This is a genomic window from Mycobacteroides salmoniphilum (assembly GCF_004924335.1).
In the GTDB taxonomy this organism is placed as follows: Bacteria; Actinomycetota; Actinomycetes; order Mycobacteriales; family Mycobacteriaceae; genus Mycobacterium; species Mycobacterium salmoniphilum.
In genome coordinates this window covers 629359-653341 of sequence record NZ_CP024633.1, presented here as the reverse complement: position 1 = coordinate 653341, position 23983 = coordinate 629359, and the positions used below count along the sequence as shown (strand labels likewise).

The window sequence follows — 23983 nt, the reverse complement described above, 5'->3', positions numbered from 1 at the left end:
CCGCTCTCCAGGAGAGCGGCTCATCGCCCTTTGTGACCGCGGTCATGGTGATCGCGGTCGCGCTGCTGGCGTCGAGCCTCATCGCAGTTGCCATCAAGAGCAGGGCCGGCAAGCTCCGCGAAGGCCCCGGCGGAACGGACGACGTCCAAGCCCCGCCCGGCATCGAGCTCTCCGCGACCGGACCGACAATCGTGCATTTCAGCGCGGTCTGGTGTGGTCCGTGCGCGTCGGTCCGGCGAGTTGTCGACCAGGTCTCGGCTGACCATCCTGAGGTGGCCCATATAGAGGTCGACATCGATGCCAATCCCGACGCCGCGCGGGTCCTCTCGGTGCTGTCACTGCCGACAACGTTCATCTTCGATGCCACCGGACGGCAGGCGTATCGGGTCTCTGGAGTGCCCAAGGCCGCCGACCTGCGCACTGCGCTGCAGGGCATGACGCAGCCGGGGTAAACTCGTCGCCGTGCAAGCCCGCCTTGAGCCGATGCTCACTAAACGACGCGCCGTCGATCTGTGCCGCGTCGCGGGCTGCTGCTGTTGTTGTTGCTGCTAATAGCGGCCACCTTTGAGTGTGCCGTACCTGGTGTAGCCATATCCGCCACCCTTAGGAGCACAACACCCCATGACCACTGCCAACACACCGCCCGCAATCAGTCAGGTTGACGTTCGCGGTCCGCGCTTCGTCGCGTGGGTCACCACCACAGTTCTCATCATCACCCTGGCGGTGTCTGCCGTGTCGCCGGTTGCAGCCGCGGTGATCCTGGGACTTCAAGCGGTGGTGTTCGCGATCGGCGCGCTGCTGGGACCGCATCGCTCCCCCTACGGAACGATCTTCCGGACCCTGATTCAGCCCAGGCTGAGCCCGGTCACCGAGCGTGAGCCCATCCCGCCTCTACAGTTCGCCCAGTTGCTGGGTTTCACCTTCGCCGCGGTCGGAACCATCGGGTTCGCCACCGGCGTCACCTTGCTCGGCCTGATCGCGACGGCGTTCGCACTGGGCGCCGCCTTCCTGAACGCCGCCTTCGGCATCTGCCTGGGCTGCCAGTTGTACCCGCTCGTCACCCGTTTTCGCCGCACACAACCGTCGGCTCAGTAACCCGACAAAACCACCGGAAGGATCCCCTGCATGGCACGCTCTGACGTACTGGTCTCCGCCCAATGGGCGCAAGACAACCTTTCCACCCCCAACACGGTGTTCGTGGAGGTGGACGAGGACACCAGCGCGTACGACGTCGGCCACATCGAGGGCGCCGTCAGGCTGGACTGGAAGACCGATCTGCAGGATGCGGTCAAGCGAGACTTCGTCGATCAGCAGCAGTTCTCGAAGCTGCTGTCCGACAAGGGCATCGGCAACGACGACACCGTGGTCCTCTACGGCGGTAACAACAACTGGTTCGCCGCATACGCCTACTGGTACTTCAAGTTGTACGGGCACCAGGACGTGAAGCTGCTCGACGGCGGCCGCAAGAAGTGGGAGCTGGACGGCCGCGCGCTGTCCACTGACACCGTCTCGCGGCCCGCAACGTCCTACCAGGCCGCCGCACCGGACAACTCGATCCGCGCCTTCCGCGACGAGGTGATCGCCGCCATCGGCGCCAAGAACCTGGTCGACGTGCGTTCGCCCGACGAGTTCTCGGGGAAGATCCTGGCTCCCGCACACCTGCCGCAGGAGCAGAGCCAGCGCCCCGGACACGTCCCCGGCGCCATCAACGTCCCGTGGAGCAAGGCGGCCAATGAAGACGGCACCTTCAAGTCGGATGAAGAGCTGGCCAAGCTCTACGCCGACGCGGGGCTGGACGGTGAAAAGGAAACCATCGCGTACTGCCGTATCGGTGAGCGTTCCTCGCACACCTGGTTCGTGTTGCAGGAGCTCCTGGGACATCAGAACGTGACGAACTACGACGGCAGTTGGACCGAATACGGCTCTCTGGTGGGAGCCCCGATCGAGTTGGGAAGCTAGTTATGTGCAGTGCACCGAAGCAGGGCCTGGCCATTCCGGCGGGCGTTGACGTGGAAAAGGAAACCGTGATCACCGGCCGCGTGGTCGACGGCAACGGTCAGACGGTGGGCGGTGCCTTTGTGCGCCTGCTGGATTCCTCCGATGAATTCACCGCCGAGGTGGTGGCGTCTGCGACCGGCGACTTCCGGTTCTTCGCCGCACCGGGCGACTGGACGCTGCGCGCGTTGTCCTCGGCCGGGAACGGCACGGCCACGGTGAGCCCCACCGGCGCCGGCATCCACGAGGTCGACATCAAGATCGAGGCCTAGCCTCTTCTTTCGCTGCCGAAGGCACTCAGGTACGTATTCAGCCCGAATCACGTACCTGAGTGCCTTTTCATGTCACTAGGCGCCGTGCCCGCAGGAGTTCAGTTCGCCGTATCCGGTGCGGCGACGGGACTGCGCACCGGCTGCCTGGCCTCCAGCCCCGGCATGGGCTGCTCGGGTCCACCCCCGACCGGTGACGGATCCTCCAGTCCGATCGATTGCCCGGTGGCGGGGTTTTGCCGGCCGATGGCGGACGTCGCACCCGGCATCACGCCGCCGGCGGCGTCGGGCGCCGCGGTCTCCTGCATGGGCGAACCGGTGCGCACGCCGAAGACCTGTCCACGCGGGCCGGCCTCTTGTGGCTTCACGACGACATACTTCAACTGAACTCCGAGACGATCGTCGGGCAGGCCGATATGGGACGACTCCGGGTCCGCGTTCGTCATGGCCCCGACGCCACCGGCGTCCAGGACCCGGGGCGGCGGGGTCAGGGAGAAGACGGTTTGGAACCCGTACGCGCCGGGGAAGTAGCCGATGTAGCCCGGCGGAGAGTAGATCTGCCCTGTCGGGTCGCCCGGTACCGAAGGGTCCGCCGCCGCGCTCGGCGCTCCCAGCAGTGTCGCAGGTAGCAGCGCGACAATCGCCGCTGCTCGGGTGAGGTGTGCTCTCATGGTGTGGATCCTCTGCCTATGGGTGCGGTGAGTCACTTCGACAAGGTGGGACCCGTGTCGGGGCCGCTGTTCACAGAGCTTGGCCCGACGGTCCCGTTGGCGGCCGGCTGCAGGGATTCACCGCCGAGGGGCAGCTGTCTCGCGGTTCCGGCGTAGGGGTCTTCGAGGCCACCACCCGGACTGCCCACCGGCATCGTGTATCCGGGCGTGACGCCACCGGCAGGCTCGGGTGCACCCGTCGCCTCCATCTGCGACTCCGGCCGCACTCCGAAGGCGTTCCCCACCATCGAACGGCGCTGCGGTTCGACACCGAGTTGCGAGCCGGGGAGCCCGAACTCGGCCGATTGGGAGTCGGTATTGGTCATCGCGGCCACGCCGGCCGTGTCGAGGACGCGCCGGGGCCGCATCCAGAAGCCCAGGATCCAGGTGTACGCACCGGGTTGATGCCCGATCCGGCCCGGCATGTTGTGGTACGGAAGACCGTCATAGCCAGGAGGTGGGCCGGGAGGGACGGGATCTGCGGATGCGTTCGGCGCCAGGAAAATCCCTGCGCCACAGAGAATCGCGAGCGCTCCCCTCGCGATCATGCGTGATGCCATGGCGTTCTCCTTGTTCAGATCTTGGTGGGTTCGCCATAGATGGCGTAGGAGGAATGTGCCCCCGTGGTCGAGATCCGCAAGTACGCGTACGACCGGACGGTGACATCGCCGCCGCAGGCATCGGCCTTGACATGCAGATTCGTGACGTCGAGCGTTGCGTGTCCCGACTTGTCGAGCGCCATGTTCGACATCGGGAGATCAACAATCACGCCGGGTTCGAGAACCGTCTGCGCGTACCCGGTAAGACCGCCACCTACTGATCCGCCGACGGAGCTGCTCGACCCGAGGCTTCCGGTTCCGCTCACACCGCCGGACGCCGCGCCGCCGAACTGAAGGCCGCTGGACACGTCAGATTGGCAGCCGAGCTGATAGCCCATGATGAACAGGCTGTCCACGATCGCCCCTTGCCCACCCTCGACCCTCGCCGAGGCATACAGGGATACAAAGGCCTCGCGAGAGTTCGTCGCATTGGCGAGGTTGGGAATCGAGTTGACTACCTCGTTGTAGCTGTTCAGATGGATGTGCCAGCCGTCCGGTGTCACCTGATCCAGGTCCTCCGGCAACATGGTCACCGGTTCCGCGAATGCCGCGGGCGCTTCTGTCACTGCCATACCGCAGAGCACCGCCACAACGCATGCAGCGCGCGTAAATCGATCAAGCATTCCCGCCATGTGAGCCTTTCGAATGGTCTTTGAATATCGCCGTTCTGTCTTACGGAATGGCGCCGCTTGCCTTGTATGGGCATTTATCGACTGATATCGACAACATCACTCTTGACCAGGCAACAACGCCACAATTTCTGCGAATTGCGCTTTACCGCAACAATTTCTCCAGCCGTCACTTATTCCCGATAAAGCTCTTCGCAACCGAACGGAGCTCATCTAGCTAGAGATCCGTTAACGCCGCCTCGAATCTCGGTGAACGGGGACTAAACGCGGAATTTGGTAGGGTTTCCCACCATTAAGCAGGTGTGGTTTGCCCCCATGAGGACAGCACCGCAGGCAGAAATACCCGGGAATCACCTGTGCGGGGCCGTGGCAGCGACCCGGTCAGAGAATCGGAATGGACACGTCCAGAGACGTACCGCGCCCGACGGGGCTGGACACCCTCAACGTGCCGCCCAGCGCCTCGACTCTGTCGGTCAGCCCCACGAGTCCCGAACCCTTACGCGGATTGGCCCCACCTACGCCGTCATCGCGGATAGCCATACAAAGATCTGGCCCGCTACATCGCACCGAAACCTGCACCTGACTGGCAGCGGAGTGCTTGGCGGCGTTGGCAAGTGCCTCCGCCAGCACGTAGTACGCGGCCATCTCGACCGACTCGGCGATCGCGCCATCAACGTTCACCTCGATGGTGACCGGAACGGCCGAGCGCCGCGCCAGCGTGCACAACGCGGGCCGCAAGCCACTGGACAGGATTGCCGGGTGAACACCGCGCGAGAATTCCCGAAGATCCTCGGTGACGCCGATCAACCCGGCATTGAGCTCGGCGAGTTGGTTGGCCAGATCAGGGAAACCCGAGGGCAACTCCGCGGTCACCATGCCGAGCCGCAGGCGCAGCGACGCCAGGCGCTGCTGTACGCCGTCGTGCAGATCGCGCTCTAGACGGCGCCGTGCCTCGTCGGCCGCTGTCACGATCCGCGCGCGGGAGGCTGTGAGTTCTTCTCGCGTGTGGGCATTCGCGATCGCGGTGGCAGCCAGGTCGGCAAAGTCGTTCACGGGTGCAACCGCAAGGCCTTCCCCCCGCAGCACTGCCGCTCCCCAGGTGCTCTCACCGACGCGGATCGGGGTGGACACGCTGGCATGGAAGTCCAGCGCCTCGCCCGGCGGCACGCCGTCGTCCAACACGAACTGGGTTCCCGGGGTGTGACCCAGGCCTACGTCACCGGATGCCGCGACAATGGTGACGGTGTTGCCGGCCTCATACCGCATCAGAATCGCGGTGTCGGCGTGCAGGCAATGGACCATCTCGTCGACCAGCGCCGCGAACACGTCCGACGGAGGTACCGCGCGCGCGACCAGAGTCGCTATCCGGCGCAACCCCGCCTGCTGCTCGGCGATAGCGGCCGCCTCCCGACGGCGCGCCTCGACCTCGTTGGTGCGGGCGCGAGCCAGGCTTGCCAGCCCGTTGGCAACCAGCGCGGCAACCAGGAAAATCACGTGGACCACGCCGTTCTGCAGCTCGACCGACAGCACGTGACCGTTCGGCCAATCGCGTACATAGTCGAACGTGATGGCGCTGGCGATGGAGGTGAGCACCGCGAGCCGCAGGCCCCAGATCGCCGACACGACCAAGATGCCGAGAAGATAAATGGTCCCCATGCGCTCGGTCGGCGCGATCTGCCGCAGTAACAGCGCCGCGACGGTTTCGGAAACGAGAAAGCCCGCCGCCACCAGGATTCCGAGTGTGGCCGAGGGTGATGCGCCCGGCCGGAAGGGCAGCGTCAGCCATCCCCACAATCTGGGTGATGACGCGCCGCGGCCGTTGTTGACCGACTCGCCGGCCATCGTCGACGGCCCCAGCGGCAGCGTTGAGATAGTGGGGGTCACGTCTGGAAACTTCCTTACCTCCGGGACCCAGTACGTCCCGCCTCTTCGAATATAGCGACGCAGGCTGCGCAGCTACTCTGGCGCTGTGACCGCCCTGCGCGTGGTAATCGCCGACGACGATGTACTCCTTCGTGAAGGGATCGCCAGCCTTCTCGATCGTTCGAATTTCGAGGTTGTGGGCCAGGCGGGCGACGCTGCCGACCTGATGGTTTTGGTCAGGGCCCACCGGCCCGACCTCGTCGTCACGGACATCCGGATGCCGCCGACGCACACCACAGAAGGACTCGAGGCCGCCCGGACAATCCACAAGGAATTCCCCGCGACGGGAGTGCTGGTCCTTTCCGCGCACGTGGAAGTGGAGTACGCGATCGAGCTCGTGTCCACGGGAGGCGGGCGGGGCTATCTCCTCAAGAGCCGTATCGGCGATGTCGCGGAGTTCGTCGACGCGCTGAACCGGATTGCCGCAGGGGCCGCGGTACTGGACCCGGCACTGGTCAGGGAGCTGGTCGTGACACGCCGCAACGACCATCCGATTGATGCCCTGAGCCAGCGCGAACGCGAGGTGCTGGGGGTGATGGCCGAGGGTTTATCGAATGCCGGCATCGCCCGCAGGCTATGGATTACGGAGAGCACGGTCGAAAAGCACGTCCACAATGTGATGACGAAGTTGAATCTCACCGAAACCGATGAATACCACCGCCGGGTGCTGGCGGTGATCACCTTCCTGGCGGGTACCTGACCCGGGCCGGGCTCGATGTGCGCGGCGACTATGACGCCGTGTTCCCACAGACGACGCCGGGATTCTCACATTCGGGGCCGGTGGTGTCGGGCAACTGCACCCACTCGGGTTGACCGCGCTGACTTTGAACCTGGTCCGGGTACCAGATTCCTGTACTACAGATGACGCCCCTATCCATGCACTGCGGCCCGGTGCCATCGGGGTGGTCAACCCAGCCGCCGGCACTGTCGCGCGGCTGCTGCGCCTCGGTGGGCGCCATGCCGCCATCGAGCCACTCACCGTCATGGTTGGGCGAAGGCACCGGAGTGGGCTTGTCGGGTGCCGCATAGGCAAGACCCGGTGTCGCCACCACGAGCGCGAGGCCGACAAGACCCGCACCGATTCCCCGGAACACTGACTTCGATTGCCACACAGTTGGTTTCCTATCCACGACGCCCCACTCGGCAATCGTCCCGTGTGCGCCCACCGCTGGCATCCAGACGGACACCCAAAGTTCATGGGGGTTTACCCCCACAGATCGGAAGCTCGCTAGTAGGACCAGCTGCCGGTGCCCGACGAACTGGGCTGCACGACGAACCCGTGCTCGCCGTAATGCCGGTCCGGCGGATCCGGGGCGTCCTTGGCCCAGGAATCGGGTTTCTTTGCGCGACAGGCCAGCGCATCCTCGGCGAGAACGGCACAGACCACGCCATTGCCGGGCGCGATCTTGGATCCGGTGGGCAACAGCGGATACGGGTGATCGTCGGGTGTCTGCTCGTACTGTGCGATGAGCCCAGGCCTCGTCAGGGACACCGTCACCGAGTTCATGCCCTCGCCGGCACCCACGACCTGTCCGGTACACGAGACGCCCAGATCCGCGATCATGTTGCTCTGGCATCTGAGGCCACCGGGCGTGCTGAACACCCAACCCGACATGCTCGGGTGCGCACCGATCACCCGATACTCGCCGAGGTCGACCGCCGGATAGGAGTCAACATCCGGAAACTTGGGCGGTTGCGCATTCGCTGTGGGCGTCGCAACAAGCCCAACAGACACCACAAAGGGTACGAAAAACGCAGATAACAATCGCCTTGGCAAGATCGTCACACCCCTCCATCGCGGTAGCTGGATCCGACGTTACCCGGCGAGTTGTGGGTCACACCGTTGTCCCAGGTAAGCTCCCATTCCGTGGTGCTCTTCTTCGAGATCATGTTGGTGGCCGCGGTGCTTGTCATCACCTGGTTCGCGCTGTACGCGCTGTACCGGCTGATCACCGACGAGTCGTGACGGAACCAGATCCGACCGCCGCCGAGCAGCGGCCATCGGTGGACCGAAACCTACCCACCTTTCAAGACCTCCCCATCCCCGCCGATACCGCGAACCTGCGCGAGGGCGCTGATCTCAACCAGGCGATGCTCGCGCTGCTGCCCCTGGTCGGGGTATGGCGCGGCGAGGGCGAGGGCCGGGATGCCGATGGCGACTACCGCTTCGGACAGCAGATCATCGTCGCGCACGACGGCAGCGACTACCTCACGTGGGATTCGCGGTCGTGGCGGCTGGATGCCGACGGGCAGTTCGAGCGCCTGACCTTGCGCGAGAGTGGGTTCTGGCGGTTCGCGCCCGATCCTGACGATCCAGACGAAGAGCAGGCCATCGAGCTGGTGCTGGCGCATGCCGCGGGATTTGTCGAGCTGTTCTACGGCCATCCCCGCAACGCCTCATCCTGGGAGTTGGTCACCGATGCGCTGGCCCGGAGCAAGTCCGGTGCACTGATCGGCGGCGCCAAGCGTCTGTACGGCATCGTCGAGGGCGGCGACCTGGCCTATGTCGAGGAGCGGGTGGCGGCCGACGGCGGCCTGACACCGCATCTGTCGGCGCGGCTGTCACGGTTCGCGGGCTAGACCTCCCCCGCCTGTCGCTCGTGGCCGGGCACTTCGACGCGTCTTTCCGGCCGTCCCCAGAAAGGGGGCGGCCCCCGAACCATTCGGCTCGATCGGACTCATCGAGGGTTCGGGGGCCGGGTGGCTGCGGTGGATTTGCCCACTGCAGCGCATGGCTGCACCTAGCGAGCAGCCACCTCACATGTCCAATAAGCAATCAAAGTGTCGGACCACCTCCTTCCTTGTGTACCGACGACGGTACGACGCAACAGAGTGCGCGACAACCGATTTATTCTGCGGCGAGCAGAACTAGAGCGCGATGGCCCTATCGACCAGCTCGGGCAACCGCGCCGCCAGCGGCCCCGCGGGACGGCTGACACCGTCGAGCGTGCGCACCCGGGCCGCGAGAGTAATACTGGCCAACATCCAAACATCTTGGGCGGCAACCAGATCAGCGGGTCTCACGGCCTCGTACCGGCACGGAATACCCTCGGCCACTGCCACCTCGAAGAGCGCCCGCTGTGTGGTTCCGTGCAGGATCCCATGTTCGGGGAACGGGGTGAGGAGTGCGTCGCCGGTATCCACGATGACCGTCGACCGCGGCCCCTCCAGCACGAACCCATCCGAACTGACGAAGATGACGTCGTGAGCCCCTTGAGTTTCGGCATATCGCAGGGCGGACATGTTGATCGCGTAGGACAGCGTCTTGGCCCCCGATAGCAGCCAGGGCAGCGGCTCGGCGGGCCGCGCGGGCAGTCCGCGATCCAAGGTGATCACCGAGACACCGTCACGGCGCGCCACCAACGATCGTTCCGGAACCGGCGCGATCGTCAGATACGCCGTTGCGCCCCCTCCGCTTTCACGACCGCGGGTGTAGACAAGCCGCAACATCGCATCGTCGGTCGATATCGAGTTCCATTGCCGCACAGCGACCTCAACGGCCGCACGCCAGGCAGGCCGGTCCGGCTCGGCCAGATCCATCGATGCGGCGGATACGGCCATCCGATCCAGATGCGCGTCCAGTTTGCAGACCAGGCCGCCGCGCACCAGCAGCGTCTCGAACGCGCCGTCTCCGCGAACCGCGGCAAGCTCGTCGGCGTACAACAGCGGTACCGAGGGGTCATGCACTGCACCGTCGAGTGTGACCAGCACCGCTACCGCCATGGGCAATGAGATTAGCGGTCGTACAGTTGGACATGTGATGAGCCGCTTGCGTGAAGAACATTAGGCACCGATGACGGCTATCTACGTACCCGAAGGCGGCCCCGACGCCGGCGCTGTGTGGCACTATGGCGACCCCCTCGGTGAGCAGCGCACAGCCCTGACTGCCGCCGTACTCATCGATCGGTCGACACGCCCCGTCATCGCCCTGTCCGGCACCGAGCGGCTGAGTTGGTTGCACACCATTTCCAGCCAGCACGTCACCGATCTACAGGACGGTCAAACGCGGGAGAACCTCAGCCTCGACGGCCAAGGACGTGTCGAAGACCACTGGGTACAAACCGATCTGGATGGCATCACCTACCTGGACACCGAGCCCTGGCGGGGCCAGGCGCTCAAGGACTTCCTCGCCAAGATGGTGTTCTGGGCGAAGGTGGAGGTCTCGTCGTCCGATCTGAAGGTCTACAGCCTGATAGGACCGAACACCGCCGACCTCGCCGGCAAGCTGGGGATCACAGCTCTGCCCGAACTCGACCGTGCGGTCGCCCTACCCGGCGGCGGCCTCATCAGGCGCATGCCGTGGCCGCTCCCCGATGCGACGTTCGACCTCCTGGTTCCGCCGGGAGACAACCTCGCCGACCGGCTGGGTGTACGTCTGGCCGGCCTGTGGGCGTTCGAGGCGCTCCGGATCGCGGCCGCACAACCGAGGCTGACGCTGGATACCGATGAGCGCACCATCCCGCATGAGGTGGCATGGATCGCGGTCGACGACGATCCACGGGCGGTACACCTAGAAAAGGGCTGCTACCGCGGGCAAGAGACGGTGGCTCGGGTACACAATCTGGGCAAGCCACCGCGGGTGCTGGTGTTGCTACATCTCGATGGCTCCGCCGATCGGCCGTCCACCGGTGATGAGGTGGCCGCGGGCGGGCGTTCCGTCGGCCGGGTGGGCTCGGTGGTCGACCATGTGGACCTCGGCCCCATAGCCCTGGCTCTGCTCAAGCGCACGGTCGTCGAGGCCCTCTCACACGGCGATCAAACGCCCCTCACGGCAGGCCCGTCACCGGCCGCTATCGACCTCGATCTACTGCCCGACCTGCAGGGTGAGCAGCGCGGACGCGAGGCGATCAACCGTCTACGACAAGGGCCGGGTCAACCGGGTAGTTAGGGCGTGCAGCAGTTGGTGGATCGGCACGCTAAACTATCGTCAGGATCGATAAAAACACTCCACCGGAGCCGCCCTGAAATTGGGCCGCTCCGCTATTGCGCGAGGGGGTTCCCCCATGGGCCGCGGCCGGGCAAAGGCAAAGCAGACCAAGGTTGCTCGCGAGCTGAAATACAGCTCTCCTAACACGGATCTCGAGCAGCTCCGCCGTGAACTTTCCGGCGCTCCGTCATCTCAGCCGGATGACGACCGCACCAGCGACCGCTGGACCGAAGACGAGGACGCCTGGCGCCGCTGACAGCGGCCAGGCGCAGCACCTCTCCTTAGAATCTCGGGTGCTGGCCCACCAGCACGGCATTCTCACTGCCCGAATCCCTGCCTGACTTCTTGATGGCGCCAAGGGTCCAGCAGTCGATGTGCCGTGCGGTCAGGACGGCGAGCGCCCTGTCGACGTCTTCGGGTGCGACGACGGCGACCATGCCGACGCCCATGTTGAAGGTCTTCTCCATCTCGGCACGCTCGATGCGGCCGCGCTGGGCGATCATCGCGAAGATCGGGCCCGGGGTCCAACTACTGCGGTCCAGCTCGGCGACCAATCCATCGGGGATCACGCGGGCGAGGTTGCCTGCGAGCCCTCCACCGGTGACGTGGCAGAAGGTCCGCACCTCGGTCTCGGCAGCCAGCGCGAGGCAGTCCTTGGCGTAGATGCGGGTGGGCTCCAGGAGCTCCTCGCCAAGAGTGCGGCCAAACTCCTCGACCTGTCCGAACAGATCCATCCGGTCGATTTCCAGCAGCACATGCCGAGCCAGCGAGTATCCGTTGGAATGCAGCCCCGAGGACCTCATCGCGATCACGACATCGCCCGGACGCACGCGGTCCGGTCCCAGCACCCGGTCTGCTTCCACGATGCCGACACCGGTGGCAGACAGGTCGAAGTCCTCGGGAGCCATCAGGCCCGGATGTTCGGCGGTCTCGCCGCCGAGCAGCGCGCAGCCGGCAATGGCGCATCCCTCGGCGATGCCGGCGACCAGCTCACTGACGCGCTCGGGCACCACCTTGCCGACGGCGATGTAGTCCTGCAGGAACAGCGGCTCGGCCCCGCACACGACGAGGTCGTCGACGACCATGGCCACCAGGTCGAGGCCGACGGTGTCGCGTTTGTCCATGGCCTGCGCGACGGCGATCTTGGTGCCCACGCCATCGGTGGAGGCCGCGAGCACCGGCTCGCGGTATCCGCCCTTGAGGGCGAACAGCCCGGCGAAGCCGCCGATGCCGCCCAGCACCTCGGGGCGATGCGTCTTGGCGACGGATTTCTTGAACAGCTCGACCGCCCGGTCGCCGGCTTCGATATCCACCCCGGCCGCGGCGTACGAATTACTGGGTTTGTCGGCTCGCTCGCTCATAACGGGCCTTAGGCTACCCGTCCCGGCTGTCAGCGGTGTCCGCACAGCCCTACTTGAACCGGCCCGCGAATCCGCGCAGTGGCAGGTCGGCCGAGGTGAGGATGCCCGGCGGGGCATCGATGACGCTCCGGATGGCGTTGAGCGCGGGCAGACCCGTGACGGTCATCCCGACGGACGCGAAGGCGGCGGGGTCGGAGAAGTCGGTGCCGGGCTTGGGAATGACCATGTGCTTGCTGTACACGCAGGGATCGCCCTGGATCTTCGTGATGTAGCAGCCCTTGACGTTCCAGTGCGGCTCAGTCTTCGGGGTCATCTGCCATTCGACATGCACCTCCACCTTGGGTACCCCGTCGACGATCCCTTGGTACTTCAGATAGTTGGCACCCAGGGAGCCCTTGGGCAGCCGGTACCAACCGAGGTCGACGTCCTCGGTGCAGGCCCCCAGCTCATAGGAGAACGTGACGTCGTCGAGTTCGAGACCGAAACAGTCGGCCATCAGATACACCCCATCGGCGAAGACACGGGTGCCCTTCTCCAGGAGGGCCGGGATCTCCGGGTCCGCTATGGGGCGCCCGTATCCGACCATGTCCCAGGAGTCCACCGAATGATGGCAGGACACGTCCACCGATTCGATGACGGTCACGTTCTCGATCTCGGCGACGTCGCAGGAGTGGATGACGCCCAGGATCTGCGTCAGACCCGGATTCATCCCGGTGCCGTAGAAGGTGGATCCACCCCGCTCACACGCCTCCTGCAAGACCTCGGTGGTGGATCGACCCGAGGGATGAGGGTGATTCTGGTCGCGATGGTGCCCCGTGATCCAGTCGGCGGTGGTCACGATGTCGATGCCCGCCTCGAGCACCTTCACATAGAGATCCTCGTCGGGGAACACACCGTGGAAGGTCAGCACATCGGGTTTGGCGGCGATGATCTCTTCGACGGTGCCGGTGGCGATGACTCCGTTGGGTTCCAGCCCCACGAGCTCGCCGGCGTCCCGACCGATCTTCTCTCGTGAGTAGCAATGCAATCCGGCCAGCTCCAGATCGGGATGCTGGGCGATGCGCTTGATCATCTCGGTGCCGACATTTCCGGTCGCCACCTGAAAAACCCTAATTCCGCTCATTGCTCGGATCATGCTCGGACTTCCTCCGGATAGAACTGGGTCGCCCATTTTCGTAGGGCGATGAAGCCTTCGTATTCGGCCCGCACCAGCGCGGGCGGGTCCGAGTACCGCTGATGCGACCAGATGTGGATGTCGGCGAGGAACTGGTCGATGATGGCCTGCGCGAAGGCCTTTGCAGTCTGGGATGGCTCCTCGGGCCCGCCCGGGCCGGCCCCCGGAGGTCTTCCGATGAAGACGGTGAATCTGACATCGCAGGTCTGGTCATCGACCGGAGTCACCGCGGACACGGTGCGGTTGTCGATCATCCCCCAGCTCTTGGTGACGGCGACCCCCAAGCCGCCATTGATGGCCTGCACTCCGCTCTTCATGCCCTCGGCCGAGATGCCCGGTATCTCGTCGAAGGCAATGGTGAAGTCGACATAGGAGATGGGCTCCTCGAACTCCTGCCGGGTGAACTTCGGGATGAACGGGGTCTTGTGCACATACTTGAAATGCGCGAAATCGACCCCATTTTCGAGCACGTACTGCGGATGCAGTTGCAACCGTTCCCGATACAGGGTGCTGTACGGATATCCCGGGTAGTAGTCCTGGGCGCTGCTGCCGTCGGCGAATCCGGTAAAGACGTCCGGGACGTCGAAGTATGGCTCGCGGCCGTCGATGTCATGCCAGATGTACACCGCCTCATTGCGTTCCACTACCGGATAACTTTGAATACGCCGCAATGGATTTGGCCGCTTCTCGTAGGGGATGCACACGTTTTTGCCGTCGCGGTTCCATTCCCAGCCATGAAAGGGACAGACAATGCGATCGCCCTCAACGTGGCCGCCGTGCCCGAGGTGCGCACCGAGATGCTCGCAGTAGGCATCCATGACGGCGAGTTCACCCGACTGCGCGCGCCAGGCCACCATCTCACGCCCGAAATAGGTCATCCGGTGCACCGTGCCCACTGCGATCTCCGCGGACCAGGCGACCTGGAACCACCCCGTGGGCTTCATCGACAACGGCGGCTTCGGCATCGGAACCTCCTTACGCGGTGACAGTAATCCAATTCATCCACTTATCACAGATGCTTCTGTGAAAAATTCCCCGACCGCTAGCATCACTGAAATGAGCGAAGCGGTGGCCACCGGACGACGAGCCAATCGTCGCGGCCTGGCGACCCGCGAGAGCATGCTCGACGCGGCGCTACGCGTGCTTGCCTCGGGCGATCCGGCCGCGGTGTCGGCGAACAGAATCGCCAAGGAATGCGGCGCCACCTGGGGAGCGGTCAAGTACCAGTTCGGTGATATCGACGGGCTGTGGGCCGCGGTACTGCAGCGCACCGCCGAGCGCCGCGGCGATCAGCCCTGGCGATCCGATCCAGAGGGCCCGTTGGATCGCCGGGTCAGCGCGATCGTGGAAACTCTCTACCGGGGTTTGACCTCACCGGACTCGCGGGCCATTGAGAACCTGCGCCGCGCACTGCCCCATGAATCCGCCGAGCTGGAACGGCTCTACCCCCACACCGCCGCCGAGCTGGCGTCATGGAAGCATCGTTGGGCGCGAGCGTGCCAGCAGGCGTTCGACGGCCTGGATGTGGATCCGGTCCGAGTGCGCGAGGTGGCGGCCTTCATTCCCGGTGCCATGCGCGGGCTTGTGTCGGAAAAGCAGCTGGGAACCTATTCGGATCTGGAAGAGGCCCGTCGAGGGCTGACCAACGCGATCGTCGCCTACCTAGGAGGTCACGCATGACGGGCACGCACGTCGTTTCGGCATTCACCGAGGACGCTCTTGGCGACCTGGATGCCACCGGGGTCGCCGAGCGTATCGCCTCCGGCGAGGTCACCGCGGGCGAATGCGCCGAGGCCGCCATCGTCCGTCTGGAGCGGGTCAATCCGGCGCTCAATGCGGTGGAGTTCAAGGACTTTCCGCGGGCTCGAGAGCGGGCAGAAGCCGCGGAGGGCGCCTCCGAGACGTTCATTGCCTTTCGGGGCGTACCCACCGCCACAAAATGCAATATCCACGTGGCGGGCATGCCACTGACAGAAGGCTCGGCGGCGATCGCACCGACACTGCAGACTGTGGATGGGCCGTTCACGCAGCAGTTCCTCAGCACCGGGGTCGTGCCCATCGCGTCGACGACCATGCCGGAATACGGCTGGTCGGCCAGCACGGAACGTTCGGGAGGCTCGGTCACCCGTAATCCATGGCACACGGACTTCTCGGCCGGTGGCTCCTCAGGTGGCTCGGCGGCCCTGGTGGCCGCCGGCGTGGTGCCCATCGCACACGGTAACGACGGCGGCGGCTCCATCCGGATTCCGGCTGCGGTCTGCGGACTGGTTGGCCTCAAGCCAAGTCGCGGAAGACTTTTGGGTGATCCGTCAAGCAGCTCGGCGCCCGTGAAGATCGTCGCCGACGGGGTGCTGGTACGCAGCGTCCGGGACTGCGCGAGGTTCTTCGAAGCGGCCGAATTGCATTACCGCAATCCGAAGCTGACCCCGATCGGCCGCGTGGACCGCCCGGTGCAGCGCCGGCTGCGCATCGGTCTGTGCATGGATTCCCCCTTCACTCCGGCCACGGATACCGCGACCCGGCAGACGGTGAACTCCGCCGCGGAAATGCTTGAGTCCCTTGGCCACAGCGTCGAGCCGTACACACCTGCGGTGCTGCCCTCGTTCAAAACCGACTTCGAGGACTACTGGTCCTTCTTGGCGTTCGCCGTCGCCAAGGGCGGTTCCAGGCTGTTCGACGGATTCGACGCCTCCCGGCTAGACCCGCTGACGCTCGGACTCAGCCGCAGGTTTGTCCGGCGGTCCTATCGCACGCCGCTGTTCCTGGCCCGGCTGGCCGCATCCGCCCGGGTGTACGAACGCGGATTCGACACCGGTATCGACGCCGTGCTCACGCCGGTGCTCACGCACACCACCCCGCGAATCGGGTACCTCACCCCAGACCAGGATCCCGAGGTACTGCTGGACAAGCTCAGCTCATACGTGGGATTCACCCCGATGCACAACGCGTCCGGCGCTCCGGCGATATCGCTTCCGCTCGGGCAAGATCCGGACGGTCTGCCCATCGGGGTGATGTTCAGCGGTCGCCGCGGCAGCGAGCGGACGTTGCTTGAGCTGGCGCTGGAAGTCGAGGAAGCGCGGCCCTTCTCGATTCTGGGCTAGCCGCCCGCACGGCAACATCCAACCCTCCACCGTGACGCCAGTCACAAATTGTCAGTGTTGCAACAGAATTGGGACGCTCGACATGCGATCAACCGGCTGAACACCTACCGTTTGGTTCATGCCGACGGCATCGCATCAAGCGAGCGGTATCTTCCGGAATCCCCGTTCACAGCACCCACGCACAGACAGGCTGCGCGTCCTGCTGGCCGCGTCCCTCGTCGCATCGTTGGTTGTCACGGACGGGGCGCCCGCTGCCCCGCACACGACTACGGTCAATCCGTCGTCCGCGCCGATGACAGTGACGGTGGAGTCGGGGTTCATTTCTCTGACCTCCAGCTCGACATCACTCGGAGCGGAGCATGGCGTCTCCGATTCGTCACCTACCTTGACGATCACCAGACGGGCCACCGTGTCGCTGAACCCGGGCGTGAATGGCCAGGGCCTCGATGCGGTGATCACGTCCGAATCCGTGACTTCCGCGTCCGAGGCCGACAAGCCCACGACCGGAAGCATCCCGATCGTGCTGGTACACGGGACCGCCGAGAATGAGAAGTACTGGGATGCAATGAAGACGAGCCTGCACGATGCCGGGATGAAGGCATTCACCTTCGAGTACGGCCAGACTGGATTTCAGGGACTCGTCGGGTCGATCGGACGGAAGGTCGGACTGCGTGGCTTCGGTGATGTCGAGGTGTCCACCCAGCAGCTCGCCAACGAAGTCGCGACGGTCTTGGACCGAACCGGGGCGGGCAAGGTCGACCTCGTGGGCCATTCCCAAGGCGGCCTCCTGATCAAGAACTTCGTGGCGCAGGACACATCTGACAGCGTGGCCAATGTCGTTCAGCTTGCCCCGTCGACCCACGGCACCACCTTCAATGGCCTGGCGGACTTCGTCGGCCCGGTGGGCAACTCCGTCGACATCAACGGCTGGAAGCCCGTCAAGGACGCGATCTACGGGGCCGCTGGCACGCTGGCCTGGCCATCCCTGTCGCAACAAACCGTGGGCAGCCGCTTCCTCGAGAAGCTCAACAAACTGCCGGACACCAAACCCGGCGTCGACTATCTGGTAGTGAGCACCAAGGACGATGTGGTAGCCACGCCATATAAATCTCAATTCATCACCGCGGCACCGGGTTCCACTGCGGTCAATATCGAAGCGCATGCACTGCCCGGCGTGCCGCGTGACGGGGTGGTAGACCACGGCCTGAACACCGGAGACGTCATCTCGGCGGTGACCAATTACCTCAAGTCCACCCAGTCTGCACAGCGCTCCACCGACCAGGTCAAGGCCAATCCCGGCACCACACTTACCAGGGACGGCGACACGACCACCGTGTCCGAGGGCGGCAAGGTCATCGCGACCGTCGACAACCGATCCGATGCACAACAGAACACCGCCAAGCAATCTCGCGAATCCACCGGCAAGGCCGCTACCAGTACCACACCGTCGGGAGCGACCCTTGAGGTGGCGGGGCGCGACGTCACACTGAAGCGCAATGGCCAATCGGTCTCCGTCAGCGAAACGCACGGTGTGACGGTTACCAATAGCCCGGCCGAACAGTCATCCAGCACCAAGAGTTCCCCGCAGCCTGATCACCCCGCCAAAGCCGGCCGGGACACCACCGACAAATCCTCCCCGGCGGGTGGTGACACGAAAGCCGGCCAGTCACCGGGTAAGCCGGATGCCGACAAGAAGCCCTCCGCACACAAGACCGTGGGTATCACGCCGAAAATCGGTATCGGCGGCAATGGGATAGCCGGCCATGACGGGACAACTGCGGGCGGCAGACCCGCCGACCATCCGGGCGGCCCGACAACCGATTCGGAGTCGACGAAGACGGCGGCAGAGAAGAACGGCACGGCGCCCGCCAGCGCCGGGGCCGGCGCCCGCACCCCCAACGGTTCCCCCGAACGCCCTGGCTCGTCGAGCAGCGTTGGTGGACAACACTCTTCCGCGCCCAAGGACGGTGCGAGCACCTCCGGCTCGACAGGCTCGCGATCGGTGTCCGGGGCAAGTGACAGCAAGCCCGGACATTCGGATGCCAGCTCAAGCTCGGGTGCCAGTGACCACAAGAAGTCCACCACCGGGCCGTCCCACGAGCACTCCGCAGGTGACTCCTAAAGGCTGTGCTGGCGATTGCGCTGCCGCTCCCGTTGTTCTACGGGATCCGGCACGGGCACGGCAGCCACCAACGCTCGGGTGTACTCGGTCGACGGATTGTGCAAAATCTGTCCGCGCGGCCCCAGCTCCTCCAGAACTCCATGACGTAGCACCGCGACCTCGTCGGCCAGCCGGTCCACCACCGCGAGATCATGACTGATGAAGAGGCAGGCGAACTGCCACTGACGCTGCAGTTCCTCGAACAGGTCCAGCACCGCCGCCTGCACAGACACGTCAAGAGCGCTGGTGGGCTCGTCCGCGACCAGTAGGTCAGGCCCCAACGCGAGCGCTCGGGCCAGGTTGGCGCGCTGCCGTTGGCCTCCCGAAAGCTCATGTGGATAGCGGTTTTCGGTGCCGGCCGGAAGTTGCACGGCATCGATCAGCTCGGCAACGCGACCCAGAATCTTGCGCTGATCGCCGTATCGATGCACCCGCATGGGTTCGGCGATGCAGTCGCCCACGCGCATTTTCGGATTGAGCGAGGTCGCCGGGTCCTGAAACACGAAACCGAACTTGGCGCGCAACGGGCGCAGCTTGCGCTGGCTCATGCCGACAAGCTCCTGCCCGAGCATCCGTACCGACCCCGAGGCGGGCTGCTGCAGCGCGGCCACGCATCGGCCGATGGTCGACTTCCCGGATCCCGACTCCCCCACCAGCCCCAGGGTCTTCCCCCGTCCGATACTGAAGCTCACATCGTCCACCGCGCGGAAGGACGAGCGGCCCAGTAGGCCAGGGAATTCCACGACAAGGTTGGTCACCTCGAGCACGGGCTCGGCCGATTCCGGACTCCGCGCGGGCGCATGCTCGGGATCTCCCTGGCCCAAGTGCGGGACCGCCGCCAGCAATGCGCGGGTGTACGGCTCGGCAGGCTCAGCGAATAGCTGTTCCACCGGGGCTATTTCGACAACCTTGCCCTGCTTCATGACAACCACTCGGTCTGCGATATCGGCCACCACCCCCATGTTGTGGGTGATGAGCACGATGGCGCTGCCGATCCTGTCGCGTAGATCCCGCAGCAGCTCCAGGATCTCGGCCTGCACCGTCACGTCCAGGGCGGTGGTCGGCTCGTCGGCGATGATGACCGTGGGGTCGCACGCGATGGCGATCGCGATGACCACACGTTGTTTCTGGCCACCCGAGAGCTGATGGGGATAGCAGTCGTAGCGGCGCTCAGGATCGGGCAGCTGCACGAGTGTGAGTAGTTCTATGACGCGCGCGCGGGCCTGAGCGCGGCCCATATCCGAATGTGCGCGAACGGCCTCACTCACCTGGTATCCGATGGTGAACAGTGGATCCAGTGCCGCCCCGGGCTCCTGGAACACCATCGCGATGTCCTTGCCGCGCATGGCCGTCAGCTCCCGGCCCGACAGGGTGGTGACGTCGCGGCCGTCGAGCAGAACCGAACCGGTGATGCGCGCGGTGTCCGGGAGCAGCCGGATGGCGGTGCGCGAGGACACCGACTTGCCTGAACCCGACTCGCCGACGACAGCCAGCACCTCTCCCGGTTTGACGTCAAACGACACATCTTCGACAGCGGCCACCGGACCGCTGTCGGTGCTGAATGTCACCGACAGCGACTGGAACGACAGCGCAGCCAATGCTTCCTTCTCGCTCATGCGTCCCCCCGCCTCGTCCGCAGCAGAGGATTGATGACCTCGTTGAGGCTCTCGCCCACCAGGGTCATCCCGAGCACCACCAACACGATGGCGGTACCGGGAAAGACCCCCGTCCACCAGATGCCGTTCGCCACGTCCGAAAGCGCCTTGTTGAGGTCATACCCCCATTCGGCGGCCTGGGTGGGTTCGATGCCGAAGCCGAGGAATCCCAGGCCGGCCAGCGTGAGAATGGCCTCGGCACCGTTGAGGGTGATGATCACCGGCAGCGACGAGGTGACATTGGACAGGATGTGCCGGAACAGGATTCGTGGGGTGCTGGCCCCGGTGACCCGTGCGGCGTCCACGAACGGCTCCTGTTTGATGCCGACGGTGGCATTGCGTACCACCCGAAAGTATTGCGGCACGAACACCGCCATGATGGCGATGGCCGCAGCGAGAATGCCTCCGCCGGTGCTGGATTGCCCTCCGGTGACCGCGATCGACACCACGATGGCCAGCAGGAGCGAGGGCATGGCGTACAGCGCGTCCGTCACGAGCACCAGCGCACGGTCCAGCCAGCCGCCCAGGTATCCGGAGGTCAGGCCCAGCGCCACACCCACCGGCAGGGAGACCACCAGCGAGGCCACGATGACCAGCAGCGCGGTGCGGGCACCGAACAGTACGCGCGAGAGCACGTCTTCACCCCGCACCGAGGTACCGAACCAGTGCTGCCAGGACGGGGCCTGCTGTCGCACGAAATCAACGCTGTCGCCACTGGTCTGCGCGAATCCGTACGGCGCCAACACGGGCGCCAGTATCGCGACGAGAATAAATCCCAAGACCAGAACCAGACCGGCCACCAGCGTGACCCGCTGCAGGCCATGCGTGGAACGCAACAGACCCACACCCGGCAGCCTGCGCAGCCGGTCCCCGACCGGTTCCTTAACCGATGCCGTCATCAGAACCTCACCCTCGGGTCGATAAAAGCGACCACCACGTCGATGACGAAGCTCATCACCGCGACAATGATCGCGATCACGGTGACAATGCCCTGCACCGCGACGAAGTCACGCGCCGAAAGATAATGCGCCAGCTGTGAACCCAACCCATTCCACTCAAAGGCCGTCTCGGTGAGCACGGCGCCGGCCAGCAGCATGGCGATCTGCATACCCATCACCGTGACCACCGGCACCAACGAGTTCCGGAAGGCGTGCCGTCCCACGACCACTCGCTCCGAAAGCCCGCGGGCGCGGGCGGCGTCCACATACCCCGCACGCAGCGTCTGCAAGAGGTTGACGCGCACCAACCGCAGGAACACCCCGGCGGTCAACAATCCGAGCGCCAGCACCGGTAGCACCAAATGTTTGAGTGCATCCACGAAATATCCACTGTTGCCGTACAACACGGTGTCCACCAGCAAGAGGTGCGTGCGGTGCGGCATGGCGTCCAGCGCGATCTCAGTCCCCACGGTGCTGCGCCCCGAGGCCGGCAACCACCCCAGTTTCACCGAGAAGAAGAGCTTGAGCAGGATCGCGACGAAGAACACCGGGGCTGCGTAGAAGAACACCGCCGCCAGCCGCAACGCCACGTCGGTGATCTTGTCGCGGCGAGTTGCTGCCAGGCGCCCCAGGGGAATCCCCACCAGCAGTGCCAGCAGGATGGCACCAACGGCAAGCTCCAGGGTGGCCGCGCCGTTGACCACGATGATGTCGGTGATCGAGCGCTTGTCGGTCAACGTGCGCCCGAAGTCTCCGCGCAGCACGCCGGTGAGGTACTCCCAGTATTGAGTCCAGATCGGTCGGTCAAACCCCGCCTCGGCCTTGCGTTTGGCGATCTCGGCGGGTGTGAGCCGCCCGCCGGCCTGCGCGGTGATCGGGTCGCCGATGCCGCGCATGAGCACGAATACCAGCGTCATCAGGATCCAGGCTGTGGGAATGATCAGCGCCAAACGCACTCCGAGATAGCGCAGCAGCGTGGAGCTCATGCGGCTTTACTCGTCTTCTTCAGCGGAGTGAACTGGAACTTGAACGAGGGACCGAGCTTGATCCCCTCGACATTTTTCACCGATACCGCGATCTGTTTCCCGGTGAGCAGCGGCAGCGTCGAAATATAGTCGCGCGCCATCAGATCCTGGATCTGCCCGATGATGCCCAGGCGCTTGGCTCGGTCCGGTTCGGTGACCTCGGCGGTGATGAGCCGGGTGATGGTGTCATCTTCGAAGTGGTTCACCAACATGTTGTCCGGCATGAAGAATGGCGTCAGATAGTTGTCGGGATCGGGGAAATCGGGGAACCAACCGAACTGGTACACGGGGTACGAGTCCGTCGACCGCCGCTCCTGGTAGGCGACCCACTCGGTGGACTGCAAATCCACTCGGAATAGGCCGGATGATTCGAGTTGTCCCTTGACCGCCGCGTACTCCTCCGATGAATTGCTCCCATAGTGATCCGGGTTGTACTGCAGGTTTATCAGCACCGGAACCGCAATCTTGGCATCGGACAAAAACTTTCGCGCCAGTTCCACATTGGGTTTGGCTCCGTAGAGCGTCTTGAAAGATTCCAGGGCACCCGACATCGAGTCGGGCACCACTGAATAGACCGGGGTGTAGACGCCCTTGTATACGTTGCGGGACAACGCTTCACGGTCTACCAACGCGGAGACGGCCTTGCGGATGGCTAGCTTCTGCACATCCGTGCCGCCCGGCATGGTCTTGAGATTGAAGACGATGTACCTGAGCTCGCCGCCGGGCCCCTCGTGCACGGCAAGGCGCGGATTGACCCGCAGCGTTTCGATGTCATTGGGAGACAGACTCCGGTACGCGATGTCGATGGCACGGTTCTCGATGTCGATCTTGAGGTTCTCGCCACCGGAGTAGTACTTGATACCGACCAGCTCCCATTGCGGCTTTCCCAGGCCGCCAACGTATGTGGGATTGGCCCGCAGGCCGATCAGCTGATTCTTGCTGTGCGAAGTGATGGTGTATGGACCCGCAAAAGGTTCGGCATGCGCGATGGCATCGTCATCGAGCAGCCGGTCGGGCGGAAATACTTCTTCGTCGATAATGGGCCCCGCATTAGTGGCCAGCACCTGAGGAAAGGTCTGGTCGTTGGGGAGCTTGAGCAGGAAGTCGACAGTCAGGTCGTCGGACGTCTCGATGCGATCGAGATTGGCAAGCAACGACTGCGGCCCGTTGGGATCATTGATCACGCGCTCGCGGTCATATGAGTACTTCACGTCCGATGAGGTCAGTTTGTGCCCGTTGGCGAATACCGTGTTGGGCTTGAGCGTGCAGCTATAGAGCGTGGGGTTCTTGAATCCGCACGACGCCGCCAAATCGGGCTTGAGGTCGCCGGTCCCCGGAGTGAAGTTCATCAAGAACGGGTAGACCTGGTTCTCGACCTGAAAGGAGCCATTGTCATAGGCGCCCGCGGGATCGAGCGTGGAAACACGGTCCGTGGTGCCGACCGTGAGGTACTCGCCATCGACGGCTCCTGGTGGCCGGCCCACTCCACATCCAGCAACAAGCAGCACGGATGCGG

26 protein-coding genes are annotated in these 23983 nt (G+C 64.6%); 12 read left to right on the top strand and 14 right to left on the bottom strand.

All coding sequences use genetic code 11. The features are described 5' to 3' along the window. The first annotated feature begins 32 nt into the window (after nucleotides 1–32). From DSM43276_RS03285 to DSM43276_RS03270, 5 genes are all read left to right on the top strand, one after another. Nucleotides 33–452, top strand: coding sequence for a thioredoxin family protein (locus DSM43276_RS03285; protein ID WP_078331372.1), 420 nt, complete (start codon nucleotides 33–35; stop codon nucleotides 450–452). A gap of 10 nt (nucleotides 453–462) precedes the next feature. After that, on the top strand, nucleotides 463–552 hold the full coding sequence (locus tag DSM43276_RS24050) for an Ms5788A family Cys-rich leader peptide (protein ID WP_354535866.1): 90 nt from the start codon (nucleotides 463–465) through the stop codon (nucleotides 550–552). A gap of 69 nt (nucleotides 553–621) precedes the next feature. After that, nucleotides 622–1095, top strand: coding sequence for a DUF4395 domain-containing protein (locus tag DSM43276_RS03280; RefSeq protein ID WP_078331371.1), 474 nt, complete (start codon nucleotides 622–624; stop codon nucleotides 1093–1095). Nucleotides 1096–1125: 30 nt separating this feature from the next. Then, nucleotides 1126–1959, top strand: a complete 834-nt coding sequence (locus DSM43276_RS03275; RefSeq protein WP_078331370.1) for a sulfurtransferase — start codon at nucleotides 1126–1128, stop codon at nucleotides 1957–1959. A gap of 2 nt (nucleotides 1960–1961) precedes the next feature. Continuing rightward, nucleotides 1962–2267, top strand: a complete 306-nt coding sequence (locus DSM43276_RS03270; protein ID WP_070936675.1) for a DUF1416 domain-containing protein — start codon at nucleotides 1962–1964, stop codon at nucleotides 2265–2267. 98 nt (nucleotides 2268–2365) lie between these two features. On the opposite strand, the gene DSM43276_RS03265 is transcribed toward DSM43276_RS03270, so the two are convergent. The 4 genes from DSM43276_RS03265 to DSM43276_RS03250 form a co-directional block, all read right to left on the bottom strand. Beyond that, nucleotides 2366–2935, bottom strand: a complete 570-nt coding sequence (locus tag DSM43276_RS03265; RefSeq protein WP_078331369.1) for a hypothetical protein — start codon at nucleotides 2933–2935, stop codon at nucleotides 2366–2368. Between the two features lie 32 nt (nucleotides 2936–2967). Continuing rightward, a complete protein-coding gene (locus DSM43276_RS03260; RefSeq protein ID WP_078331368.1) occupies nucleotides 2968–3534 on the bottom strand; it encodes a hypothetical protein in 567 nt (188 codons plus the stop codon). Nucleotides 3535–3548: 14 nt separating this feature from the next. Further along, nucleotides 3549–4205 (bottom strand): MspA family porin, encoded by a 657-nt coding sequence (locus tag DSM43276_RS03255; RefSeq protein ID WP_078331367.1) that lies wholly within the window; start codon nucleotides 4203–4205, stop codon nucleotides 3549–3551. 378 nt (nucleotides 4206–4583) lie between these two features. After that, nucleotides 4584–6044 (bottom strand): ATP-binding protein, encoded by a 1461-nt coding sequence (locus tag DSM43276_RS03250; protein WP_078331366.1) that lies wholly within the window; start codon nucleotides 6042–6044, stop codon nucleotides 4584–4586. A 127-nt stretch (nucleotides 6045–6171) separates the two neighbouring features. Between DSM43276_RS03250 and DSM43276_RS03245 the strand changes: the two genes are divergently transcribed. Beyond that, nucleotides 6172–6825, top strand: a complete 654-nt coding sequence (locus DSM43276_RS03245; RefSeq protein WP_078331365.1) for a response regulator — start codon at nucleotides 6172–6174, stop codon at nucleotides 6823–6825. Between the two features lie 28 nt (nucleotides 6826–6853). On the opposite strand, the gene DSM43276_RS03240 is transcribed toward DSM43276_RS03245, so the two are convergent. Further along, nucleotides 6854–7219 (bottom strand): hypothetical protein, encoded by a 366-nt coding sequence (locus tag DSM43276_RS03240; RefSeq protein WP_412458698.1) that lies wholly within the window; start codon nucleotides 7217–7219, stop codon nucleotides 6854–6856. 134 nt (nucleotides 7220–7353) lie between these two features. Then, entirely contained in the window at nucleotides 7354–7740 is a 387-nt protein-coding gene (locus DSM43276_RS03235) for a hypothetical protein (protein WP_078331383.1), read from the bottom strand. A gap of 347 nt (nucleotides 7741–8087) precedes the next feature. Here DSM43276_RS03235 and DSM43276_RS03225 point away from each other — a divergent pair, with 347 nt between their 5' ends. Beyond that, nucleotides 8088–8705 (top strand): heme-binding beta-barrel domain-containing protein, encoded by a 618-nt coding sequence (locus DSM43276_RS03225; protein WP_078331364.1) that lies wholly within the window; start codon nucleotides 8088–8090, stop codon nucleotides 8703–8705. Between the two features lie 288 nt (nucleotides 8706–8993). Here the strand turns inward: DSM43276_RS03225 and DSM43276_RS03220 are convergent, their stop codons facing one another. Then, nucleotides 8994–9848, bottom strand: a complete 855-nt coding sequence (locus DSM43276_RS03220; RefSeq protein ID WP_078331363.1) for an aminodeoxychorismate lyase — start codon at nucleotides 9846–9848, stop codon at nucleotides 8994–8996. A gap of 70 nt (nucleotides 9849–9918) precedes the next feature. Between DSM43276_RS03220 and ygfZ the strand changes: the two genes are divergently transcribed. Continuing rightward, nucleotides 9919–11013, top strand: coding sequence for a CAF17-like 4Fe-4S cluster assembly/insertion protein YgfZ (gene ygfZ / locus DSM43276_RS03215; protein ID WP_078331362.1), 1095 nt, complete (start codon nucleotides 9919–9921; stop codon nucleotides 11011–11013). A 115-nt stretch (nucleotides 11014–11128) separates the two neighbouring features. Beyond that, nucleotides 11129–11308, top strand: a complete 180-nt coding sequence (locus DSM43276_RS03210) for a DUF3073 domain-containing protein (protein ID WP_078291719.1) — start codon at nucleotides 11129–11131, stop codon at nucleotides 11306–11308. Nucleotides 11309–11333: 25 nt separating this feature from the next. On the opposite strand, the gene purM is transcribed toward DSM43276_RS03210, so the two are convergent. Genes purM through DSM43276_RS03195 form a run of 3 tightly spaced genes read right to left on the bottom strand, consistent with a single transcriptional unit; the run spans nucleotide 11334 to nucleotide 14552 of the window. Next, complete coding sequence (gene purM, locus DSM43276_RS03205) at nucleotides 11334–12413, bottom strand: phosphoribosylformylglycinamidine cyclo-ligase (protein ID WP_078331361.1); 1080 nt, start codon at nucleotides 12411–12413, stop codon at nucleotides 11334–11336. A gap of 49 nt (nucleotides 12414–12462) precedes the next feature. Further along, nucleotides 12463–13536, bottom strand: a complete 1074-nt coding sequence (locus DSM43276_RS03200; protein ID WP_078331360.1) for an NAD(P)H-dependent amine dehydrogenase family protein — start codon at nucleotides 13534–13536, stop codon at nucleotides 12463–12465. Nucleotides 13537–13544: 8 nt separating this feature from the next. Continuing rightward, complete coding sequence (locus DSM43276_RS03195; RefSeq protein WP_078331359.1) at nucleotides 13545–14552, bottom strand: 3-ketosteroid-9-alpha-monooxygenase, oxygenase component; 1008 nt, start codon at nucleotides 14550–14552, stop codon at nucleotides 13545–13547. 154 nt (nucleotides 14553–14706) lie between these two features. Between DSM43276_RS03195 and DSM43276_RS03190 the strand changes: the two genes are divergently transcribed. The 3 genes from DSM43276_RS03190 to DSM43276_RS03180 all read left to right on the top strand — a co-directional run bounded on the left by DSM43276_RS03190 (nucleotide 14707) and on the right by DSM43276_RS03180 (nucleotide 18810). Then, entirely contained in the window at nucleotides 14707–15267 is a 561-nt protein-coding gene (locus DSM43276_RS03190) for a TetR/AcrR family transcriptional regulator (RefSeq protein WP_078331382.1), read from the top strand. Beyond that, a complete protein-coding gene (locus DSM43276_RS03185; protein WP_078331358.1) occupies nucleotides 15264–16688 on the top strand; it encodes an amidase in 1425 nt (474 codons plus the stop codon). The genes DSM43276_RS03190 and DSM43276_RS03185 overlap by 4 nt, the downstream gene beginning before the upstream one ends. 118 nt (nucleotides 16689–16806) lie before the next feature. Continuing rightward, complete coding sequence (locus DSM43276_RS03180) at nucleotides 16807–18810, top strand: esterase/lipase family protein (protein WP_078331357.1); 2004 nt, start codon at nucleotides 16807–16809, stop codon at nucleotides 18808–18810. Here the strand turns inward: DSM43276_RS03180 and DSM43276_RS03175 are convergent. The 4 genes from DSM43276_RS03175 to DSM43276_RS03160 are packed head-to-tail and all read right to left on the bottom strand — an operon-like array spanning nucleotide 18807 to nucleotide 23951. Continuing rightward, on the bottom strand, nucleotides 18807–20465 hold the full coding sequence (locus tag DSM43276_RS03175) for an ABC transporter ATP-binding protein (RefSeq protein ID WP_078331356.1): 1659 nt from the start codon (nucleotides 20463–20465) through the stop codon (nucleotides 18807–18809). The genes DSM43276_RS03180 and DSM43276_RS03175 overlap by 4 nt on opposite strands. Further along, nucleotides 20462–21403, bottom strand: a complete 942-nt coding sequence (locus DSM43276_RS03170; protein ID WP_078331355.1) for an ABC transporter permease — start codon at nucleotides 21401–21403, stop codon at nucleotides 20462–20464. Before DSM43276_RS03170 ends, DSM43276_RS03175 begins: the two co-directional genes overlap by 4 nt. Continuing rightward, entirely contained in the window at nucleotides 21403–22428 is a 1026-nt protein-coding gene (locus tag DSM43276_RS03165) for an ABC transporter permease (protein WP_078331354.1), read from the bottom strand. Before DSM43276_RS03165 ends, DSM43276_RS03170 begins: the two co-directional genes overlap by 1 nt. Further along, nucleotides 22425–23951 carry an ABC transporter substrate-binding protein gene (locus DSM43276_RS03160; protein WP_078331381.1) on the bottom strand — a complete coding sequence of 509 codons (1527 nt, stop codon included), beginning with the start codon at nucleotides 23949–23951 and terminating at the stop codon, nucleotides 22425–22427. The genes DSM43276_RS03165 and DSM43276_RS03160 overlap by 4 nt, the downstream gene beginning before the upstream one ends. Nucleotides 23952–23983 lie beyond the last annotated feature (32 nt).

Coding starts and splice junctions, on each gene's coding strand:
- DSM43276_RS03280 (WP_078331371.1), top strand. CDS start 622: ATGACCACTGCCAACACACCGCCCGCAATCAGTCAGGTTGACGTTCGC.
- DSM43276_RS03275 (WP_078331370.1), top strand. CDS start 1,126: ATGGCACGCTCTGACGTACTGGTCTCCGCCCAATGGGCGCAAGACAAC.
- DSM43276_RS03270 (WP_070936675.1), top strand. CDS start 1,962: ATGTGCAGTGCACCGAAGCAGGGCCTGGCCATTCCGGCGGGCGTTGAC.
- DSM43276_RS03265 (WP_078331369.1), bottom strand. CDS start 2,935: ATGAGAGCACACCTCACCCGAGCAGCGGCGATTGTCGCGCTGCTACCT.
- DSM43276_RS03260 (WP_078331368.1), bottom strand. CDS start 3,534: ATGGCATCACGCATGATCGCGAGGGGAGCGCTCGCGATTCTCTGTGGC.
- DSM43276_RS03255 (WP_078331367.1), bottom strand. CDS start 4,205: ATGGCGGGAATGCTTGATCGATTTACGCGCGCTGCATGCGTTGTGGCG.
- DSM43276_RS03250 (WP_078331366.1), bottom strand. CDS start 6,044: ATGGCCGGCGAGTCGGTCAACAACGGCCGCGGCGCGTCATCACCCAGA.
- DSM43276_RS03235 (WP_078331383.1), bottom strand. CDS start 7,740: ATGTCGGGTTGGGTGTTCAGCACGCCCGGTGGCCTCAGATGCCAGAGC.
- DSM43276_RS03220 (WP_078331363.1), bottom strand. CDS start 9,848: ATGGCGGTAGCGGTGCTGGTCACACTCGACGGTGCAGTGCATGACCCC.
- ygfZ (WP_078331362.1), top strand. CDS start 9,919: ATGACGGCTATCTACGTACCCGAAGGCGGCCCCGACGCCGGCGCTGTG.
- DSM43276_RS03210 (WP_078291719.1), top strand. CDS start 11,129: ATGGGCCGCGGCCGGGCAAAGGCAAAGCAGACCAAGGTTGCTCGCGAG.
- purM (WP_078331361.1), bottom strand. CDS start 12,413: ATGAGCGAGCGAGCCGACAAACCCAGTAATTCGTACGCCGCGGCCGGG.
- DSM43276_RS03200 (WP_078331360.1), bottom strand. CDS start 13,536: ATGAGCGGAATTAGGGTTTTTCAGGTGGCGACCGGAAATGTCGGCACC.
- DSM43276_RS03195 (WP_078331359.1), bottom strand. CDS start 14,552: ATGCCGAAGCCGCCGTTGTCGATGAAGCCCACGGGGTGGTTCCAGGTC.
- DSM43276_RS03190 (WP_078331382.1), top strand. CDS start 14,707: ATGCTCGACGCGGCGCTACGCGTGCTTGCCTCGGGCGATCCGGCCGCG.
- DSM43276_RS03185 (WP_078331358.1), top strand. CDS start 15,264: ATGACGGGCACGCACGTCGTTTCGGCATTCACCGAGGACGCTCTTGGC.
- DSM43276_RS03180 (WP_078331357.1), top strand. CDS start 16,807: ATGCCGACGGCATCGCATCAAGCGAGCGGTATCTTCCGGAATCCCCGT.
- DSM43276_RS03175 (WP_078331356.1), bottom strand. CDS start 20,465: ATGAGCGAGAAGGAAGCATTGGCTGCGCTGTCGTTCCAGTCGCTGTCG.
- DSM43276_RS03170 (WP_078331355.1), bottom strand. CDS start 21,403: ATGACGGCATCGGTTAAGGAACCGGTCGGGGACCGGCTGCGCAGGCTG.
- DSM43276_RS03165 (WP_078331354.1), bottom strand. CDS start 22,428: ATGAGCTCCACGCTGCTGCGCTATCTCGGAGTGCGTTTGGCGCTGATC.